Source organism: Pseudomonadota bacterium, assembly GCA_038533575.1.
In the GTDB taxonomy this organism is placed as follows: Bacteria; Pseudomonadota; Alphaproteobacteria; order Rhodobacterales; family Rhodobacteraceae; genus Shimia_B.
Genome location: JBCAYL010000001.1, coordinates 1288201 through 1306307 on the forward strand (window position 1 = coordinate 1288201; position 18107 = coordinate 1306307).

General features: G+C 66.5%; 16 protein-coding genes and 1 tRNA gene. 2 read left to right on the forward strand and 15 right to left on the reverse strand.

Annotated features, from left to right (window positions below; genetic code table 11):
- Window positions 1–139 precede the first annotated feature (139 nt).
- From AAFM92_06570 to AAFM92_06585, 4 genes are all read right to left on the reverse strand, one after another.
- A complete protein-coding gene (locus AAFM92_06570) occupies window positions 140–1090 on the reverse strand; it encodes a Fe-Mn family superoxide dismutase (GenBank protein ID MEL7300030.1) in 951 nt (316 codons plus the stop codon).
- 38 nt (window positions 1091–1128) lie between these two features.
- Window positions 1129–2421 (reverse strand): chromate efflux transporter, encoded by a 1293-nt coding sequence (gene chrA, locus AAFM92_06575; protein ID MEL7300031.1) that lies wholly within the window; start codon window positions 2419–2421, stop codon window positions 1129–1131.
- Window positions 2418–3242 (reverse strand): sulfurtransferase/chromate resistance protein, encoded by an 825-nt coding sequence (locus AAFM92_06580; protein ID MEL7300032.1) that lies wholly within the window; start codon window positions 3240–3242, stop codon window positions 2418–2420. Before AAFM92_06580 ends, chrA begins: the two co-directional genes overlap by 4 nt.
- A gap of 139 nt (window positions 3243–3381) precedes the next feature.
- Window positions 3382–3813 carry a hypothetical protein gene (locus AAFM92_06585; protein MEL7300033.1) on the reverse strand — a complete coding sequence of 144 codons (432 nt, stop codon included), beginning with the start codon at window positions 3811–3813 and terminating at the stop codon, window positions 3382–3384.
- Window positions 3814–3917: 104 nt separating this feature from the next.
- Here AAFM92_06585 and AAFM92_06590 point away from each other — a divergent pair, with 104 nt between their 5' ends.
- Window positions 3918–4613 (forward strand): YafY family protein, encoded by a 696-nt coding sequence (locus AAFM92_06590; protein ID MEL7300034.1) that lies wholly within the window; start codon window positions 3918–3920, stop codon window positions 4611–4613.
- Window positions 4614–4671: 58 nt separating this feature from the next.
- On the opposite strand, the gene AAFM92_06595 is transcribed toward AAFM92_06590, so the two are convergent.
- Window positions 4672–5604, reverse strand: a complete 933-nt coding sequence (locus AAFM92_06595; GenBank protein MEL7300035.1) for a DMT family transporter — start codon at window positions 5602–5604, stop codon at window positions 4672–4674.
- The gene (locus AAFM92_06600) at window positions 5597–6592 is read right to left on the reverse strand and encodes a glutathione S-transferase C-terminal domain-containing protein (protein ID MEL7300036.1); all 996 of its coding nucleotides are present in this window, start codon (window positions 6590–6592) and stop codon (window positions 5597–5599) included. Before AAFM92_06600 ends, AAFM92_06595 begins: the two co-directional genes overlap by 8 nt.
- An 87-nt stretch (window positions 6593–6679) precedes the next feature.
- Here AAFM92_06600 and AAFM92_06605 point away from each other — a divergent pair, with 87 nt between their 5' ends.
- Window positions 6680–7606, forward strand: coding sequence for a LysR substrate-binding domain-containing protein (locus AAFM92_06605; GenBank protein ID MEL7300037.1), 927 nt, complete (start codon window positions 6680–6682; stop codon window positions 7604–7606).
- Between the two features lie 100 nt (window positions 7607–7706).
- Here AAFM92_06605 and AAFM92_06610 read toward each other — a convergent pair.
- The 9 genes from AAFM92_06610 to acuI all read right to left on the reverse strand — a co-directional run bounded on the left by AAFM92_06610 (window position 7707) and on the right by acuI (window position 18041).
- Window positions 7707–7796, reverse strand: a tRNA-Ser gene (locus AAFM92_06610).
- Window positions 7797–7852: 56 nt separating this feature from the next.
- A complete protein-coding gene (locus AAFM92_06615) occupies window positions 7853–10291 on the reverse strand; it encodes a DUF3772 domain-containing protein (protein MEL7300038.1) in 2439 nt (812 codons plus the stop codon).
- Window positions 10291–11325 (reverse strand): cysteine synthase A, encoded by a 1035-nt coding sequence (locus tag AAFM92_06620; GenBank protein MEL7300039.1) that lies wholly within the window; start codon window positions 11323–11325, stop codon window positions 10291–10293. The genes AAFM92_06615 and AAFM92_06620 overlap by 1 nt, the downstream gene beginning before the upstream one ends.
- A 51-nt stretch (window positions 11326–11376) precedes the next feature.
- Window positions 11377–12483: an NUDIX domain-containing protein gene (locus tag AAFM92_06625; GenBank protein MEL7300040.1), complete on the reverse strand. Its 1107-nt coding sequence runs from the start codon at window positions 12481–12483 to the stop codon at window positions 11377–11379.
- A complete protein-coding gene (locus AAFM92_06630; protein MEL7300041.1) occupies window positions 12480–12920 on the reverse strand; it encodes a TrgA family protein in 441 nt (146 codons plus the stop codon). The genes AAFM92_06625 and AAFM92_06630 overlap by 4 nt, the downstream gene beginning before the upstream one ends.
- Entirely contained in the window at window positions 12920–14143 is a 1224-nt protein-coding gene (locus AAFM92_06635; protein ID MEL7300042.1) for a cyclopropane-fatty-acyl-phospholipid synthase family protein, read from the reverse strand. Before AAFM92_06635 ends, AAFM92_06630 begins: the two co-directional genes overlap by 1 nt.
- A gap of 96 nt (window positions 14144–14239) precedes the next feature.
- Window positions 14240–15655, reverse strand: coding sequence for a deoxyribodipyrimidine photo-lyase (locus tag AAFM92_06640; GenBank protein ID MEL7300043.1), 1416 nt, complete (start codon window positions 15653–15655; stop codon window positions 14240–14242).
- A gap of 37 nt (window positions 15656–15692) precedes the next feature.
- Entirely contained in the window at window positions 15693–16928 is a 1236-nt protein-coding gene (locus AAFM92_06645; protein MEL7300044.1) for an aminotransferase class V-fold PLP-dependent enzyme, read from the reverse strand.
- 129 nt (window positions 16929–17057) lie between these two features.
- Window positions 17058–18041, reverse strand: coding sequence for an acryloyl-CoA reductase (acuI, locus tag AAFM92_06650; GenBank protein MEL7300045.1), 984 nt, complete (start codon window positions 18039–18041; stop codon window positions 17058–17060).
- Between the last annotated feature and the right edge of the window lie 66 nt (window positions 18042–18107).

Here is an 18107-nt window from a genome sequence, read left to right on the forward strand (position 1 = left end):
CATACGGTCATGCGGACGAAGCCCCTGCTCTCAGGAAGAGCGCGTCGCCGAAAGACCGTCGCGCGCAGCGCTAGTGCACCTCGCTGCGAGCACGCCCCTGTGCCCAGGTGAGCGTCGAGGCCGGCCGCTCGCGTCGTCTCTAGATCGGCGTTGAGGGGAGCCCCATGGCCCGCCAGGCTGTGATGCCTCCCGCGAGGCTCCGCGCATCCACCCCGTGCTCTCGAAGCTGCTTGGCGGCCTTCTGGCTCACCCAGAAACCGTACATGCAGTAGACGACCACGGGCCTGTCCTTCGGCATCTCAGCCGCCCACCTCGCGACATCGAACGAGTCCCGCCAGTCCGTCGTCATGATGCGGCGCGTGTAGCGCTCCCGGTCGTCCTCGTGGCGCACGTCAAGGACGAGTATGTCTTCCCCGCTTTCAAGCCTGTCCGAGAGCTCCACGACCGAGATCTGCGTCCCATCGCACGCCTCCACGGGATCCGCCGCGCCTAGCAAGCGGAACCGATCCGCAATCCGGCCCCAATGAATGCTCCTCAGGAACGCCGCGAGGAAGCCTGCACGATCCTCGCCGAAATCAGCCCCATAGGCCCGCGCGTCCAGATCGACCGCCAAGAGCGGCACCGCGTCCAGAGCGGCCTGCGCCGCGTCCTCGAGAACAAGGTTCATGAGACGATGGAACCGGTTTGACCACGCCAACACCCCCCATCCCCCCGGCGCGGTCTGCACGAGCGCCACGAAGTCCGAACGCCAATTCTCGAGGGTACCAAAGCTCTCCTCAACGGCGCGTCTTAAACGATCGTCATTCAATGGCGCTCCACCGTCCTCTGCCAGCGACGCGAGGTAGATCTCGTGGAGAATGATGGCATTCGAGACACGGAGCAGGTCCTTGCGGAGCTCCGGGTTTAACGGATCCGACGCGAGGCCCGCCTCGATCACGTTCAGGCGCCGGACGGCACCGCCGTAGATCTCCTCGTAGTAGTGCTCGAGCATCTCCGGCGAGAAGCCTTCGATCTTGTGCGCCTTGAACGGGAGGCCCGTCACGAAGTGTTTTGAGTGCGCCCCCGGGGGAGCTGCGATGCCTCTTTCCATGTCCTTTCCTTTCGCCAAGTTTTTTGGGTTGAGAGTGTTCAGAGGATCATCCGCCCCGCTGCACCGAGGACCGCCGCCACGAGAAGGATCCTGACGACGCCCCAATGCAGGCGAAATGCGAGGAGGGAGCAAAGCAGGAACAGTCCCACCGCGAGCCACTCGATGGTCGCGAGATCGGGGCGCCACAGCGTGACCGGGCCGATGGTGTCCCGCATGACGCGTCCGAAAAGCACGTGCAGCGCGAACCAGAGGGAGAGGTTCAGAATGACGCCCACGACGGCCGCCGTGATGGCCTTCAGGGCACCGCGCAGGCGTGGCTGCCCGGAGATCCAATCGATGTACGGAGCGCCCACGAAGATCCAGAGGAAACAGGGGGCAAACGTGACCCAGAGCACCACCAAAGCCGCCCCGAGCCCGAGGCCGATCCCGCCCTCCTTGAACCCGGCCAGAAACCCGACGAACTGCGTGACGAGGATGAGCGGGCCGGGTGTCGTTTCGGCCAGCCCGAGCGCATCGATCATTTCATCCGCGGTGAGCCAGCTGTACTGCACCACGACATCCTGCGCCATGTAGGCGAGGACGGCGTAGGCGCCGCCGAACGTGACGACCGCCAGCGTCGAGAAGAACGTGGCGGCCTCCACGAGGATCTCCGGGGCACCGAGCCACCAGAGGAAGAAGAGTGGCGCCAGCCAGATCACGAGCCAAAGCAGGGTCGTCCCAAGCGTCTGCCGGACGGTGACCGCCACGCGTTGGGCAGGAAACTGGCCCTCACGCTCTACCCCGGCAGCCCAGCCAACAAGCGCTGCTGCGATAACGATCAACGGATAGGGAACCGAGAGAAAGAAAATCCCCACAAACGCGCTTGCCGCGATGACCCAATGCGCCCACCGCGAAAGGGCCTTCTTCGCGACGCGCAACAGGGCCTCCACCACGATCACGAGAACCGCGGCCTTGATGCCGTAAAGCAGCGCCTCCATCAGCCCCACGTCACCGTAGTGGCCATAAAGGCTCGCCAGCACCATGATGACGGCGGCGCCGGGCAGCACGAAGAAAAGCCCGGCGATCAACCCGCCCAGCGCCCCGTGGAGCCTCCAGCCCGCATAGGTGGCCAGCTGCATGGCCTCCGGTCCCGGCAGCAGCATGCAAAAGCTCAGGGCGTTGAGGAATTGCTGCTCCGAGAGCCATGCCCGCTCCTCGACGATCTCCCTGTGCATGAGCGCGATCTGTGCGGCAGGTCCTCCGAAGGACAGGATGCCGATCCTCCACCACACCGGCGCGGCCTCGGCGAGAGAAGGACGGTTTTCCGCTGCGGCGTCGCTTGCGCCGGTCATCCGCCTGCCCTCTTCGATGCGGCAAGCCAGTCATGCCCTTCATCGGTGGCATCACGCGCCCAGCGATAGAACGCGTCGTAGAGGACCATGCCCGCGGCGAGCTGTTCGAGATCGTCACGGTACATGCGGGAAAGGCCAAGTGAGGCGGCGAGGAGACCGGCGGCCTCGGGCGCCAGTCCGTGCCGGTTCGTATCCGCTCCGCGCACGATGACCGCCAGCCTCTCGAGCGCCTCGTGCCCGAGACCGAATTCCTCGATCATGGTGTCGAACGTGCACCTGTCGCCGCGATGGCTCCAGAAGACGTCCTCGATGTCGAAGGGCGTCGCGTTGAACCGCTCGGCGACGCTCCTGACCTGCGACGGCGCGACAAAGAGAAATCTCGCATGCGGATCCACGAAGCGCCTGAGGAGCCACGGGCAGGCGATCCTGTCGATCTTCGGTCGATGCCGCGTCACCCAGATCGTGCACCCCTTGGCATCCCGGGGCGGCAAGCGGTGCGCGTGCACCATGGGAAGGCCCGCATCCCTCCAGGCAAACTGCCCACCTTCGAGGAGCTCGGCCTCCACGCCTGACGCGCGCAGATGCACGGCGACGCCCTGGCTGATCTTCAATCCTTTCTGGCAGTAGACGACCACGGATCGGCCCGCGACATGCCCGGCGAGATCGGGGGCGTCTTGCCACGCATGACGCGTGGCACCGGGGATCAAGTACGAGTCCGCCTCGAAGTCTTCATCCAGGCGCACATCCAACAGGACGGGGCAGTCAGGAGTGCCGACGAGGCGGGCGAGCGTTGAGACGGGGATTTCATTGTATGACGCCAATAGAAGCACCCTCCACAAAGTGAATTCGAAGGATGCAAGATTGGGCTGGCGCCTCACGGGGTTCTTGCGCACCCCAGACCTTGTGGGTAGCTGCCCGCCCCGCGTCTGTCAAATTTACCGCGCCGCAGATAACCGACGCTCACACCTCATAGCCGCGGTTCCACCAGCGATTGGGATTGTCGCGATCCTCGCTGTAGTCCGCCCGGCTCGCAAAGCCCCTGAGGACGAGGATCACCGGCTCTTCGTAGGAATGCGCGTGGCGGACGGCTTCGATCGCTTTAGCGAGCATCTTTTCATCGCCAGCCACCGTGAACGTCAAAACGCGCGCTGGCATTTGGACCGTGTCGGCCGACGCGCCGAGCTGCGAGCCGTCCTTTGGCTTGAAGAACTGGAATCCCGGACCGCTTTCGAAGGCGACGCCCTCATAGGGGCCGTAGTCGAGGCCGATCGCCGCCGTGACCGCTTCGCGAATGCGCGCATCATCCCGATCGGCCAATTCGACCCAGACGAGCCAGGTTTCGATGAAGCTGCACGTCGAAAGAGAGGAATTCAGAGAAGTGAGCGCGTCCATTTTCCGCCCCGATGCAAGTGAAAATCGAGGCTAGGATAGCACCCCCTTACTGACACATGCGTGTCAGTAATGTATGGCAGCCCGGGATTTTGTCGGGGTCATTCATGTCGCGCACTGCAAGATATTTCGAGATCATCCAGATCCTGCGCGCGGCCGACCGGCCCGTTCTCGCGGCGGAATTGGCCGAGGCCCTCGAGGTGTCCGTCCGAACGATCTACCGCGATATCGCGTACTTACAGTCGCGCAATACCCCGATCCACGGCGAAACCGGCATCGGCTACGTCATGCGCCGCGGCTACGATCTCCCGGCCGTCCGCTTCAATGAGGACGAAGCGGAAGCCGTCTATCTCGGTCTCTCCATGATCGCCCGGACCGGCGATCGGGGCCTCTGGAAATCCGCGAAGAGCGCTGCGCGGAAGCTGCACGCCGTTGCCCCGGGCGTCCGCCATCTGATTACGACCGCGTGGGGCGCGACATCCTCCGATGTCGTCGATACCTCGCATGTGCGCCACGCTCTCAGGGACGAGCGAAAGCTCGGCATAGCCTACAAGGACGTCAACGGCCAGGTGACGACCCGCACGGTCTGGCCCATCGCGCTCATCTACTACGCGGATAGCGAAGTGTGCGTCGGTTGGTGTGAATTAAGACAAGCCATCCGGCATTTCCGGATTGATCGCATCTTGTCGCTGACACAGCTCGAGGATCGTTTCACCGGGGCCGCAGCTTCCATTCTTTCGGAGTGGGAAGAAACACAGAAACACGATTCGGTCGATGCGCGCCCCATTCACATCGCGGATTGATGTCTCGCAATGCTGCTGGATCGGTGTGCCTCCGTGGCCATGGCCGCCGTGCCGCCCCTCATCGTTCCTCGCGGTCCACCCTACCCCTTGAGATCCGCGACACACCCGGGGCTCCCGCATAGGCCCAGATGCCAATCGCCACCCCGACCACACCGATGGCTGTCCACCCGGAGAGCGCCTCGCCAAGGAGCACATAGCCTCCCAGCGCGGTCAGGGCCGGCACGACCGCGCCACTGACAGCGGCCAGGCTCGCCCCGAGATGACGAATGGCCGCGCCATAGGCGGCAAGCCCGATGAGCCCCGCGAGGATGCCCTGCGCGACGACCTGCAGCGCGATGTCAGGCCACGGCGCGTCCAGCAAGGCCGCTCCGGGCGAAATCACCCAGATCGGCACCACGAGGACGGACGACCAGAAACAGATCAAGGCAGCCCCGTGCCAGGGGTCGAGCCCACTCAGGCGAAAGGCAACCGTGTAGATCGCCCAGAACACCCCGGCCGAGAGGAACAACGCATCGCCGAGAAGCACAGTCGCGTCAGCCTTCGCGCTGAAGAGCGTCGCGCCCACCACGCAGGCAACCCCGCACACGATGATGCAAAGGCCCGCGACACGGCCCCGCCCGAAGCGTTCGCCGAGAAAAACCGCGCTCAGAAGGGCGACGAACACCGGCATGGACCCGGGCAGAAGCGCGCCCATGTGGCTCGCGGGCGCAAATTGCGCGCCCGCCATGCCCAAAAGTCCAAAGGGCAAGCCGCCGCCCATGACGATCGGCGAAAGCATCCAGCCGGGCCGATCGCCGGCCCAAAAGCCCTGCCGCATCAGCACAGGGCAGAGGGCAATCGCCGGGATCACGTAGCGCAGCAGCGCGAGATCGATCGGCGCCAGCGTCGTGGTGACACCGAAGCGCGTGGCGAGCTGCCAGCCCGCACCGACGGTCACGGCGATGAGCCAGGCCATTAGGCCCGCCCGCAGATCCCGGCGCGCTTCAGTCATCGCAGGCACTTTCCATCCTGTCGTCAAAGGGGACGATGCCGCCGTCCCGCCACACCGTCAGAGGCCCGAGGCGGTCGCGGTCATGGGGCGCGGCCCAGTCATCTTCCGGCACCTCGGGCACGATCCCGTGCGGATTGTTCTCCGTGTCGTTCAGGAAATAGCCCCTGAGGTTGGCCTCGAAGTCGCAGGTGTCCGCGATGCCGGGCCAGGAGTAGATGTCTCTCGCATAGGCCCACACGGCCGGGTACGACACGAGCCGCCGCCGCGTGCACCGGAAGAGCGGGACATAGACCGCATCGAACCGGACGAGTGTCGCGAAGAGGAAGAGATCGGCCTCGGTGATCTGCTGTCCGAGGAGGCATCGATGGTCGGCCAAATGTGCCTCCAGCCAATCGAGCGTCGCGAAGACGTCGCCGATGGCCGCGTCATAGGCCGCCTGCGCGGTGGCGAACCCGGCGCGATAGACGGCGTTGGCGAGCCCTTGGGTGATGCGCGCATTGAGGGCATCGATCTCTCGGTCCTGTGCATCAGGCGCCAGGCGCCAGCTTGCTCCGACCCGGTCGAGCGCCCGCGCGATGTGTGCCGAGCTATTGGAGAGGATCTTGCCTGCATCCTTGTCCCAGAGCACAGGCACGGTCGCCCGCCCCGTATGGGTGGGATAGGTGGCCGTGTATAGCGCGTGGACAGGTCGGATATCGCTTGGCCACTCTGCTCCGAGTCCGGTCACCGCATAGCCTTCCACCCGAGGCCCGCCCGCCAGCGCCACAGGAATGCCCTCGAGGCGCTTGAGGACCCGCACGAGCGTCGTCCTGTGGGACCACGGGCAACTCCAGGAGGCGACGAGAACGACCCTTCCAGTGTCCCGCAATCGAGCTGCGAGCTTTTGCGCAGAGTTGGCTGGAAGGGTGGACGCCTCGCGGATGAATGCGCCATCCTGCATGAAGCGGTCGGTATCCGCGCACCACACTCCGTCGATCAGCATGCCCATGGGCGGTCCCCTTTCTCAATCATGGTAGCGAGGAGGGCCGGCGCAGTCCGTTCACAAGGACACGCTTTATGGTCTACCAAGGTCACCATGCGTGACCTGCCGCTCACCCTCCTCCGCGCCCTCGCTGCAGTGTACGAAACCGGCGGGATCAGGCCCGCCGGGCGTCTTCTCGGGATCCAGCACTCCGCGGTGAGCCGCGCGCTTCGTGATCTCGAGGCGTGGCTCGAGGTGCCACTCTTCGAGGCCCGTGACGGGCAAAGGGCCCTCAGCTTCTCCACTGAAGGCGCAGCATTGGGCAAAGCCGCGCTGGCCGCCATGAAAGACCTCGAAAGCGCCGTCCTGAACACACGCGAATGGTCGAGCGCGAATTCCGTGACCATCGCCACGACGCCGTCCTTCGCCATGCGATGGCTCCTGCCGCGCCTTCCGACCTTGACCGAGGCGCACCCGAAGATCGAAGTGTCGATCCTCGTCGATCAGGCCCGCAAGAGCCCCGTCGCATCGGGCGCGGACCTCAACATCCGCATGGGAGCACAGCCGGCACAAGACCTCGACGTCCTGCCGTTGATGGACGAACGCGTCTTCCCGGTGATGGCCCCGGATCTCTGGGAGAGGTGCGGACGGCCGTCGAAACCCGCGGAGCTTCTCGGCCTGCCCCTGCTCCACGACCGCGATCCTTCGACGTCGTGGGGCACATGGCGCAGGCATTTCGGCCCAGAGGAGTTGGACGTCCGGCGCGGCCGCCGCCTGACATCTTCCGACCTGATCCTCAGGGCCGCGGAGCAGGGTCAGGGCGTGGCGCTTGCGCGCGCCCGCCTGGCCGAGGACAGCCTCGCAAACGCGTCGCTCATGCGCGCCTTGGGCAACGCCCAGCTCGATCTCGGCACCAACTATTGGATGCTCGCCAATCCAGACACTGGCCGCCGACGCGCGGTGCAAACCGTGGTGGCGTGGCTGCAAGCGGAAGCTGTGGCCGCCGCCGGAGTGACGACTCCAGGCTCTCCGCGCCAGTGATGATCGCGGTGGAGGACGCATCAGGCGGGGATACCCAGAGCCCCATGTGGCCCGTGAGAGAGGCCCCCAGCCATCCGAACCAAATTTCCGGGATTGGGAGTGGCGGAGAGGAAGGGATTCGAACCCTCGAGACGGTTTCCCGCCTACACACTTTCCAGGCGTGCGCCTTCGACCACTCGGCCACCTCTCCGCGGGCGGGCCTAGCCCAAGGCGCGGGGGAAGTGCAAGCGCTGATGTGCGGGACTTTCAGTGGTGGTCGCCGCCGCCATCGCCACCTTCGAAATCGGGGCGTGCGGTTTCGCTGGCTTGCCCCGGGCGCGGTGCGACCTCGGCGGCGGGCGCGGGCGTCTTGGGCACGCCGCGGAGCGCTTCCGGGTTCCGGAGCCACAGGTCGCGCTGGGCGAAGGGGATCTCGATCCCCTCCTCGGCAAAACGTTCGGCGATGGCGTGGTTCATCTCTGTTTGCACCACCAGCACCCAGGTCACGTCGCGCAGGATCGCGCGGATCTCGAAATCGAGACTGCTCTCGCCGAAACCCTTGAAGTAGATGAAGGGCGGCGGCTTGAGCGTCACCATCGGGTGCGCCTCAGCGATCTCCTTCAGAAGCGCCTCCACCCGGCGCGTATCGGTCCCGTACGCCACGCCGACGGACACGATCACGCGGCCCACGGTGTTGCCGCGGGTGTAGTTGGTCACCGTGCCCGAGATGAGATCGGCATTGGGGACGATGACATCTGTCCGGTCGAAGGTCTCGATCCGCGTCGAGCGCACCGAGATGTCGCGGACAAAGCCCATATTCGGCCCCACTTCGATCCAGTCGCCCTCGCTGATGGGGCGCTCGACGAGGAGGATGATGCCGGAGATGAAGTTTGAGACGATGTTCTGCAGGCCAAAGCCGATGCCCACGCCGAGCGCGCCGGCGATGAAGGCGAGGCTCGTGAGATCGATCCCCGCCGCCGAGATCGCCACCAGCGCGGCGAGGAAGATGCCAATATAGCCCAGCCCGCTGACAACGGCCGTGCGCCCGCCCTGGTCGAGCTTCGTCTTGGGCAGGACCGAGGTCCTGAGCGCCGATTGCACGAAGCGGGTGACGGCATAGCCCACCGCGAACACCGCCACGAGGGTGAAGAACGCGCCGGGCGAGATGCGCGTGTCGCCCAGCACCACGCCCTCCTGCACCGCGATCCAGACCTCGCCGAGGTCGTTGACCGTGGCGCCCCAGATGAGCGCGAGCACCGGGGCGGAGAAAATAAAGAGCGCGGTGCTCGCGAGCACCGGCACAAGGCTTTCATCCGCCGAGGCCTGCCCGCGCGAGATCACGACGTAGATGTCACGCATCACGTCCACGAGGAGCGCGAGCACGGCAAAGAGCGCGAGAGTCTGGACTGCCGGGAAGGTCAGCGCCTCGGCGGCGTTGAGATAGCCCACGAGCGCGAGAAGCGGCCCCACCACGCCGACAGTCCGCGCCAACCGCGACAGAAGCCCGACGAGACGGTCGAGGACGGAGAGCTGTACCTCGCCCTCCTCGTTCGTCGCGGGCGCGTGGCGTCCCATGAGGCGGCCCAGCCGGAAGAGGAGGTAGCCCGTGCCGATCACCACCGGCAGGACGAGGGCGGCGCGCGTATCCTCGCTGTAGCGGTCGATTTCGGCCAGCCGGGCCACGAAGAGGCCCACCGCCAGCGTCAGGCCAAGGAAGAGCAGGAGATACCGCGCGCGGCGGTAGAGGTCGGTCGGAATGTTGAGCGGAGAATGGACCCCCTCGATCCTCGGGAAAAGCCGCCCGCCGAGCCAGCGATAGATGAAGATCGCCGTGCCGATGGCGGGGATATGAGCCACGAGCCGCTCGCCCCAAAAGAAAAAGAGGCCTGTCCTGTTGAGAGCGAGACTGAGCGCGAGGAGCCCGATAAAGGGCACGATGACCTGACCGAGCGAGATGAGGAACCCCGAGAGCCTGAGCCCCGCCGCGCCCTCTGCTCCGCCGCGCCGCTCAAGCCGTTCGCCCACGATCTCGAGCCAGCGCCGTCCGCGCAGCACGAAGACGAGCGCGACGGCCAAGAGCACGAGGATTGCGGGCAGGTTCTCCTCGATCTCGCGCGCGGCCACGCCGTCATCCGCGGCGCGGGCCATGCCGTCGACGAGGTCAAAGAGGCTGTCGTTCAGGTCGCTGGCGGCGCTGGCCCAGATCGCGAGATCCCAGACAGGCGGCCCCCGGGAGAAAAGCGCTTCGGCGCGGCGCTCGCGGAGAATGGTATCGATCTCACCGATGATGCCGTCTGCACGGCTGAAGGCCTCGCCGGCGGCGATGCCCGGGGCGGCGAGCGCCGTGATCTGCTCGGACAGCTCCGCACGCCGCTGGGCGATCTCGGCGGCCTCGGGCGCACCCTCCTCCGGCGGCTGGCCGAGGGCGTCGAGCTGCGCCCTGAGGGTCTCGAGGCGCGTGGCGTTGATGCCTTGCGCGGCGAGGAACTCCGCGCGGAAGGCGTCGACCTCGGCGCGCAGGCTCTCGAAGGCCTCGTCGGAGGCACGGCCCGCTTCCACGGCGGCCTCCGCGCGGCTCGCCACGCTCTCCCAGGCCTCGTAATCCGGCACCTCCTGCGCCGCCGCGGCCGTGGCCAGCGCGGCCCACGTGGCGGCGATGGCCGCCCTGGCAAGCCCGAGAGCCCGAGACGCGAGGCGCCGCCGCATCACGCGTCTTCGAAGACGCTGGGCATCTCGCGTGGCTCGGCCTCGAGCCAGGCCGGCACGGGCAGGCCCTTCGCGCGCAGGAAATCGGGATTGTAGAGCTTGGAGGCGTAGCGCGTGCCGTAATCGCAAAGGATTGTCACGATGGTATGGCCCGGCCCCATGTCCCGCGCCATCTCCATAGCGCCGCCAATATTGATCCCGGTGGAGCCGCCCATGCAGAGCCCTTCCTCCTCCAGAAGGTCGAAGACGAGCGGGATGGCCACCTCGTCGGACACACGGCAGACGAAATCAGGGGTAAAGCCCTCGAGGTTGGCCGTGATGCGGCCCTGCCCGATGCCCTCGGAGATCGAGTCCCCCTCGGATTTGAACGCGCCCTCAGTGTACCAGGCATAGAGCGCCGCTCCGTAAGGATCGACGAGCCCCACCTTCACACCCTTGGGCTGGAGGTATTCCGCCATGCCCGCCACGGTGCCGCCGGAGCCCGCCGCGCAGATGAAGCCGTCCACCTTGCCTCCGGTCTGCTCCCAGACCTCGGGGCCGGTGGTCTCCACATGGGCGCGCCGGTTGGCGACATTGTCGAATTGGTTGGCCCAGATCGCGCCGCCCGGCAGCGTCTCATCCAGTGCCTTTGCCAGGCGCTCGGAATAGCGGACGTAGTTGTTTGGGTTGCGGTAGGGCGCGGCGGGGACCTCCACGAGCTCCGCGCCCGCCAGGCGCAGCATGTCCTTCTTTTCTTGGCTCTGGGTCTCGGGGATGACGATAACGCATTTGAAGCCCATGGCCGCGCCTACGAGCGCGAGACCGATGCCGGTATTGCCCGCCGTCCCCTCCACGATCGTGCCGCCCGGCTTCAGCGCGCCGCGCGCGATGGCGTCCTTGATGATGTAGAAGGCCGCGCGATCCTTGACGCTTTGACCCGGATTGAGGAACTCCGCCTTGCCTAGGATGGTGCAGCCCGTCTCCTCGCTGGCGCGCCTGAGCTTGATGAGGGGCGTGTTGCCGATGGCGTCGGGCAGGTCGTCGTAGATGCGCATGCGTGGCTCCTTTGAGCCACAGGTACGTGGACCCGCGCGAGGCCACAAGCCTCAGCTGCGCAGGCGTTCCCGGTTCCGGGCGAGCCAATGGCCCGCGATGATGAGCGGCCCCACATTGAGCCCGCCCCCGTCGAGGCGCGCCTCGAAATCGGCGTAATCGAGGAGCGTGGAGCGGATGTCCTCATCTTCGGCCGCGGCGCCTCCGAGGCCTTGCGCCGCGTCCGGCAGGTCAGCGATCCCCACGAAGATGTGCAGGAATTCCGACATTGCCCCGGGCGAGGGATAGGAGCGCGAGACCTCATGGAGCGCGCCCAGCGTCAGCGCCGCCTCCTCCATCGCCTCGCGATGGGCGGCCTCCTCCGGGCTCTCGCCCGGGTCCACGCGCCCCGCGATGGCCTCGATGAGAAAGCGGTGAGGATCCCCGCGAAAAAGCGGCCCCATGCGGTACTGCTCGATGAGGTGGACCCTGTCGCGGACCGGATCATAGGGCAGCACGACGACCGCGTCCCCGGAAAGAAACGAGGCCCGCCGCACCAAGGGGCCCATGGAGCCGTCGAATTGCCTGTGGCGCAGGTCGGCCTCGGCCACCGAGAAAAAGCCGCTATAGGGCAGCCGCGTCTCCACCATCTCCACCGCGTCCGGCGGCAGCGGCGCGAGCGGTGCGGGGCGCGCGCCGGTCTCCGCGAGATGCCGTGCCTGGGCGCGGACGGCCATGGCCGGCATCCGCGCCGCGAGCTCCTCCGCGGTAATCTGGCCGAGATACCCCATCGCCTCCCGTGCGAGATGGCAGGTCATGGGCCCGAAGCGGTCGATCCATGCCTCGAGCGACCATGGCGCACCGGGTGCCGCGACCCCGGCCCCGGCGCGGTAGACCCGCGCCTCCCTCGGGCCGGCGGCCGTCTCCACCGTGACGGGCACGAGCCCGTAGCCGTAGCCGCCCTCGTAGAAATCGAGCCGCTCCAGCGCCTCACCGGCCTCCACGAGGAGGCCCCGCGCCGTCTGCCCTGGCGCGGGCTCGAGCCGCGGAAAAGGCGCCTCGCCCGCATGGAAGACGGCATGGTCGGCGAGTTCTGCCGGCGTCCCCGCATCCGCGCGCCCCGCCACGATCTCGAGCAGCGGGAGGTGCCGGAGCGTGCCGTAGAGAAAGATCGGCTTCAATCGTAGCGCCTGGCGAAGATTTCCGTGACCATGGCCGCGACGATGCCGCCCACGATCGTGGTGACGATGACCTCGGTGGTGAAGATCCGCCCGCCGAACTCGTACATCAGGTTGAAGACAGCCACGACAGCCTCCGCGGGGCCCCCATACTGCCCGCGCATGGAGCGATCGATCATCTCAGCGAAGGAATGCGCGAAAAGGCACACGACGAAGAGCGATACGCTCGTCGTCAGGCCGGAGCTCACCGAGGCGCCGAAGCCGCGCCCGGCCACGCGCCCCGCCTGACGCCAGCCGAGAAGTACGCCGAAGAAAGCGTTCCAGTAGGGCAGCGAGGGCAGCGGCCGTTCATCCTCGAAGATCGGCGGGATGAAGGTCGACACGTAGTAGGCCAGCGCGCCGAAAAGGGCCGCAGCCACGAGGCGCGCGAAGGTGGGCATCAGGCCGGCCCCGCCAGCGCCGGCCGCGCGATGGTGATCTGGGTCACGTCGCAATTCCCGAAATGGAAGGTGGAGGCGCAGGAGGTCAGGTAGAAATTCCACATCCGGCGGAAGCGGTCGTCGAACCCCATGCTCACGGTCTGCTCCCAGGTCTCGTTGAAGGTCTCGTGCCAGCGGCGGCAGGTCTGCGAATAGCTCTCCCCGAACTCGATGGAGCGCACGACGTTCAGGCCCGCCTGCTCGACCTGCTTGCGCAGCACGCCCGGCGAGGGAAGCATCCCACCGGGGAAGATGTATTTCTGAATGAAGTCAACGGACTGCCGGTAGATCTCAAAGCGGCTTTCCTGCACGGTGATGACCTGCAGCGTGGCCTGCTTTCCGGGCTTGAGCCGCTCGCGGACGACGTTGAAGTAGGCGGGCCAGTACTTTTCGCCTACGGCTTCGAACATCTCGATGGAAGCGATGCCGTCATAGCTGCCGCGCTCGTCGCGGTAATCCTGCAGCTTGAACTCGACCTGGTCGGAAAGCCCTGCCTTTTCAATGCGGTCCACGGCGTAGTTGAACTGCTCCTGACTGATCGTGAGGCAGGTGAGCTTCAGCCCGCGCTCCTTGGCGGCATATTCTGCAAAGCCGCCCCAGCCGCAGCCGATCTCGAGCACGTGGTCGCCGGGCTGCGCGCCCATCTGGTCGACCATGGATTTGTACTTGGCCGTCTGCGCCGCCTCGAGGCTCTCCTGCCCTGTCTCGAAGATGGCGCTCGAATAGGTCATCGTGTCATCGAGCCAAAGCCGGTAGAAATCGTTCCCCAGATCGTAATGCGCGGCGATGTTCTTGCGCGCGTTCTTCCGGTTGTTGCGCTGCAGCCAGAAGCGGAAATTCTCGTAGAGCTGCACGAGGCGCTGCCCGGCGAAGCCGTCGAACATGTCGTCGTTATCGGCGTGGATGAAATCCATGAAGGCCTGCAGGTCCGGGGTGGACCATTGCCCCTCGAGATATGCATCGCAGAAGCCGAGCTGCCCCTCGCGCACCATGCGCGCGAAGACATCCGGATCATGGATGATGACCTCCGCCACCGGCCCCGGGCGGCGCGTGTCGTGTCGAAAGACGCGATCGTCGGGAAGCCGCACATCAAGCCGCCCGTTCTGCGCCACCTTCGCGAGCTCGAAGACCTGCTTGAAGTATCGCGGCAGGTTCTGCTGCCCGCGCGTGCTCGTGTGGATCATGTCCCATCTCTCCCGTGATACGCGTCTGTCGTCTCAGACACGCATCCCATTCCACGAAAGTTTTAGCCACCAAGCGCTTGTCCCCACAAGCGTTTCCTAGAAATCCCGGTTCTCGTAGGCGCTCAGCGCGCGCTTGCGTCCCTCTTCGGCGGCAACGATGGGAGACGGGTAATCGTCGTCCGCGGCCATGGCCCAGCTTTCCGGGATGGCCGCGAAGTAGCTCAACGCGTCATCGTGGGGATTGGAATAGCCCTCCGCGATCCAGCGCGAGGCGTATTTCCGATCCTTGTCGAACTTGTCGAGCTGGGTGACCGGGTTGAAGACGCGGAAGTAGGGCGTGGCGTCGGGCCCGGAGCCCGCGGACCATTGCCAGCCCATGGCGTTGGAGGCCGGGTCCCAGTCGATGAGGTGATTGTCGAACCAGTCCTTGCCAATCTTCCAATGGCTCAGGAGATGCTTGCAGAGGTAGGAGGCGACGATCATGCGCCCCCGATTGTGCATCCGCCCGGTGACGTACATCTCGCGCATGGAGGCATCGACGAAGCGGATGCCCGTGCGGCCCCGTTTCCACGCGATGACCTCCGAGACACGCTCATCCTCGTTCCAGGGGAAGGCGTCCCAGTCCTCGCGCCAGTTCGCGGTTTCGATGCGCGGCGTGTGGTGCAGGAGGTGGTAGGCGAATTCGCGCCAGACGAGCTCCTTGAGAAAGGTCTCCGCACCGCCCTTGCCCTCCTCCATGGCATGAAGCCCCGCGTGCCAGCAGGTCAGCGGGCTGATCTCGCCGAGCGAAAGGTTTTCCGAGAGGTTCGAGGTGCCATCGTTCCAGACCTCGTCGCGCGCCGTGTCGTAGCGCTGCACGAGGTTTTCGGTGAAGTAGTGCAGCCTGTTGCGCGCCGCGTCCTCGCCCAGCCGCACATGGGGGCGCACGATCTCCGCGCCGCGCCGCATGCCCGCGCCGAGGCCCCATTCGCCCAGATCATCGCTGTCTGGCCAGCTGTCGGGTGCCGGTATCTTGGCGGGCGCACGTTCGGGCTCCGGCAGGTCGCTGCCGCGCACCGCCTTCCACATGGGCGTGTACACCTTGTAGAAGCCGCCCGTCTTCGTCTGCACTGTCCAGGGCTCGAAGAGGAGGTGGCCTTTGTGGCTCTGAGCGTCGAGCCCGGCCTCCTTGGCCCAGGCCTTCACGGCCTTGTCCCGCGCCTGGCTGGTGGGGTCGTAGGCCCGGCTCCAGTGGATCGCCTTGGCCCCCGTCTCCTCCACGAGCTTTTCGAGCACCTCGCGCGCCGTCCCCTTGCGGAGGATGAGGCGGCTCCCCTTCTCCTCCAGCGTCTCGGCAAGCTTTTCGATGCCGAGGCCCAGCCGCCAGGCGGGCGCGGTGCCCAGCGTCTCCACCACCTCGTCATAGATGAAGACGGGAATCACCGGGCCATCCCCGCCCACGGCCGCCTTCAGCGCGCGATTGTCGGAAAGCCGCAGGTCGCGGCGAAACCACATGATGGTGGGATGTGCCATGGTCTTGAGCCCGTATGGTCGCGGGCTTTGCGCCCGGCTAGAGGCTGTGATCTAGGGCCGTGATAAGCCGGTCAACCTCGTCCTCGGTGGTGTAGTGCGTGAACGAGACGCGCAGCACGCCGTGCTCGGGCGCCACGCCCAACGCGGAAAGCGCACGGCCCGCATAGAAATCCCCCGCCCCGCACAGGATGCCGTGCCGCGCGAGCCGGGCGGCAAAGGGCGCCGCGGGCTGTCCGAGATCGAGCGCGAGGGTCGGCGCGCGCGCCGCGGCCTCCTTGGGCCCGAGGAGCCTGATGCGCTGCTTCGTGGAGAGGAAATCGAGGAGCGGCTCCATGAGCGCCACCTCGTGGTCGCGCATCAGATCGTGCACCACCTCCGTGCGTCCGGTGCCATCACGGCCCGCGCGCATGTGGTGCTTGTAGAGTGTGTCGATGTAGTCCGCGATCCCCGCGGAGGCGGCCACCTGCGCATGGTCGGGGCCCGCGGGGGTAAAGCGCTTCGTCAGGTCATGGCCGTTGAACTCGTGCCCTTGGTTGGGCAGCGCCATGCCGAGCGCGCGACGCAGCACCATGATCCCCTGATGCGGTCCGTAGGTCTTGTAGGCCGAGAAGAAATAGATATCGGCGCCGAGCTTGCGCACGTTGGGCAAGCCATGGGGCGCGTAGCTCACCCCGTCCACGCAGGTGAAGACCCCCGCCCCCCGCGCGAGACGGCAGATCCGCGCCGCATCGTTGATCTCGCCCACGACGTTCGAGACATGGGGAAAGCACAGGAGCCGCGCGCCCTCGAGTAGCGGCAGCAGGTCCTCGGTATGGAGCGCGCCGTCCTCCCGCATCCGCCATTCGCGGATCTCGATCCCGTCCTCTGCGAGCCGCCGCCAGGGGCCGCTATTGGCCTCGTGATCCTGGTTGGTGACGATGATCGCCCCGGGCCGCTCGCCCTGAACGCCGCGCGTCATCCATTGCCGGAAGGCCTGCGCGAGCACATACGTGTTGGCGGTGGTGGAGGGACCGAAGCTCAGCTCCTCGGACAGGACGCCCAGCGCCCGCGCGAGGCGGTCGCGCGCCTCGTCCATCTCCTGCCCGCCGAGATAGGAAGCGGTATAAGGCGCGTAGGGCTGCACCTTCCGCTCTTTATAGAAGCGGTTGAGCCGCCAGATGACATAGCGGCACGTATAGCTTCCGCCGGCATTCTCGAAGAAGGCCTGGTCCCGCAAAGCGGGCTCCGCGAAAGCTGGAAACTGAGCGCGGACAAACTCGGTATCCAGTTGCATGCGAAAGATGTGTCACGGCGGCGTGAAACGCACAAGCGCGCACGCCCATTTTTCCCGCAAAGCGTGAAAAAGCCGCATGTTCGGTGCGCGCGCACAGCCCGGTGAGCCGCACCCGCGCACCCTGATGATTTAGCCTGCGACGTCCACCACGACGCGGCCCTTCACCTGGCCCTTGAGGATGTCGGCACCGAGCGCCGGGAGATCGGCCAGCGTCGCAGGCACGATCATGCTCTCGAGCTTTTCCATGGGCAGCGTCTCGGCGATGGCCGCCCAGGCCCGCTGGCGCGCGGCGAAGGGCTGCATGACGCTGTCGATCCCAAGGAGGTTCACCCCCCGCAGGAGGAAGGGAATGACCGTGGCTGGAAGCCCTGCCCCGCCCGCCAGACCAACGGCCGCCACCGAGGCACCGTACTGCATCTGGCCGAGCACGCGGGCCAGCATCGCGCCGCCCACGGCGTCCACGCAGCCGCCCCAAGTCTCTGTCTCGAGCGGGCGCTTGACCGTCTCCGCCAGCTCCTCGCGCGGCACGATCTGAGTCGCCCCGAGCGCGGTCAGGTAATCGGATGTCTCAGGCCGCCCCGTGACACCCGCCACCGCGTGCCCCCGCGCCGCGAGGATCGCCGTGGCGACGGAGCCCACGCCACCGGCCGCGCCGGTCACGAGCACCGGACCGTCCTTGATCCCGTGGTCTTCGAGCGCCTGCACGGCGAGCATGGCCGTAAAACCCGCGGTGCCCACGGCCATGGCCTGTCGCGTCGTGAGCCCTTCGGGCAGCGGAACGAGCCAGTCAGCCTTCACCCGCGCCTTCTCGGAATAGCCGCCCCAATGGACCTCGCCCACGCGCCAGCCCGTTAGCACGACTTTGTCGCCGGGTTGGTAGCGATCATCCTCGGAGTGTTCCACGGTCCCCGCGAAATCGATCCCGGGCACGTGGGGATAGGTGCGCACGAGCCCGCCGCCCGGCCCGATGCAGAGCCCGTCCTTGTAGTTGACCGTAGAGTATTCGACCGCGACGGTGACATCGCCCGGCGGCAGCCGGTCCTCCTCGAGCTCCGTGACCGAGGCGGAGGTTTGGCCCTCCGCATCCTTCTCCACGAGCAGTGCCTTGAACATGGGGAGCCTCCCTTAGCGCTTCGTCTGTTGCCGGGCCCCGCGCGGGAGGCCTCGTCCTCTGGCTGG

Coding starts and splice junctions, on each gene's coding strand:
- AAFM92_06635 (MEL7300042.1), bottom strand. CDS start 14,143: ATGATCCACACGAGCACGCGCGGGCAGCAGAACCTGCCGCGATACTTC.
- AAFM92_06595 (MEL7300035.1), bottom strand. CDS start 5,604: ATGACTGAAGCGCGCCGGGATCTGCGGGCGGGCCTAATGGCCTGGCTC.
- AAFM92_06570 (MEL7300030.1), bottom strand. CDS start 1,090: ATGGAAAGAGGCATCGCAGCTCCCCCGGGGGCGCACTCAAAACACTTC.
- AAFM92_06615 (MEL7300038.1), bottom strand. CDS start 10,291: ATGCGGCGGCGCCTCGCGTCTCGGGCTCTCGGGCTTGCCAGGGCGGCC.
- AAFM92_06600 (MEL7300036.1), bottom strand. CDS start 6,592: ATGGGCATGCTGATCGACGGAGTGTGGTGCGCGGATACCGACCGCTTC.
- AAFM92_06590 (MEL7300034.1), top strand. CDS start 3,918: ATGTCGCGCACTGCAAGATATTTCGAGATCATCCAGATCCTGCGCGCG.
- AAFM92_06605 (MEL7300037.1), top strand. CDS start 6,680: ATGCGTGACCTGCCGCTCACCCTCCTCCGCGCCCTCGCTGCAGTGTAC.
- chrA (MEL7300031.1), bottom strand. CDS start 2,421: ATGACCGGCGCAAGCGACGCCGCAGCGGAAAACCGTCCTTCTCTCGCC.
- AAFM92_06620 (MEL7300039.1), bottom strand. CDS start 11,325: ATGCGCATCTACGACGACCTGCCCGACGCCATCGGCAACACGCCCCTC.
- AAFM92_06585 (MEL7300033.1), bottom strand. CDS start 3,813: ATGGACGCGCTCACTTCTCTGAATTCCTCTCTTTCGACGTGCAGCTTC.
- acuI (MEL7300045.1), bottom strand. CDS start 18,041: ATGTTCAAGGCACTGCTCGTGGAGAAGGATGCGGAGGGCCAAACCTCC.
- AAFM92_06645 (MEL7300044.1), bottom strand. CDS start 16,928: ATGCAACTGGATACCGAGTTTGTCCGCGCTCAGTTTCCAGCTTTCGCG.
- AAFM92_06630 (MEL7300041.1), bottom strand. CDS start 12,920: ATGCCCACCTTCGCGCGCCTCGTGGCTGCGGCCCTTTTCGGCGCGCTG.
- AAFM92_06640 (MEL7300043.1), bottom strand. CDS start 15,655: ATGGCACATCCCACCATCATGTGGTTTCGCCGCGACCTGCGGCTTTCC.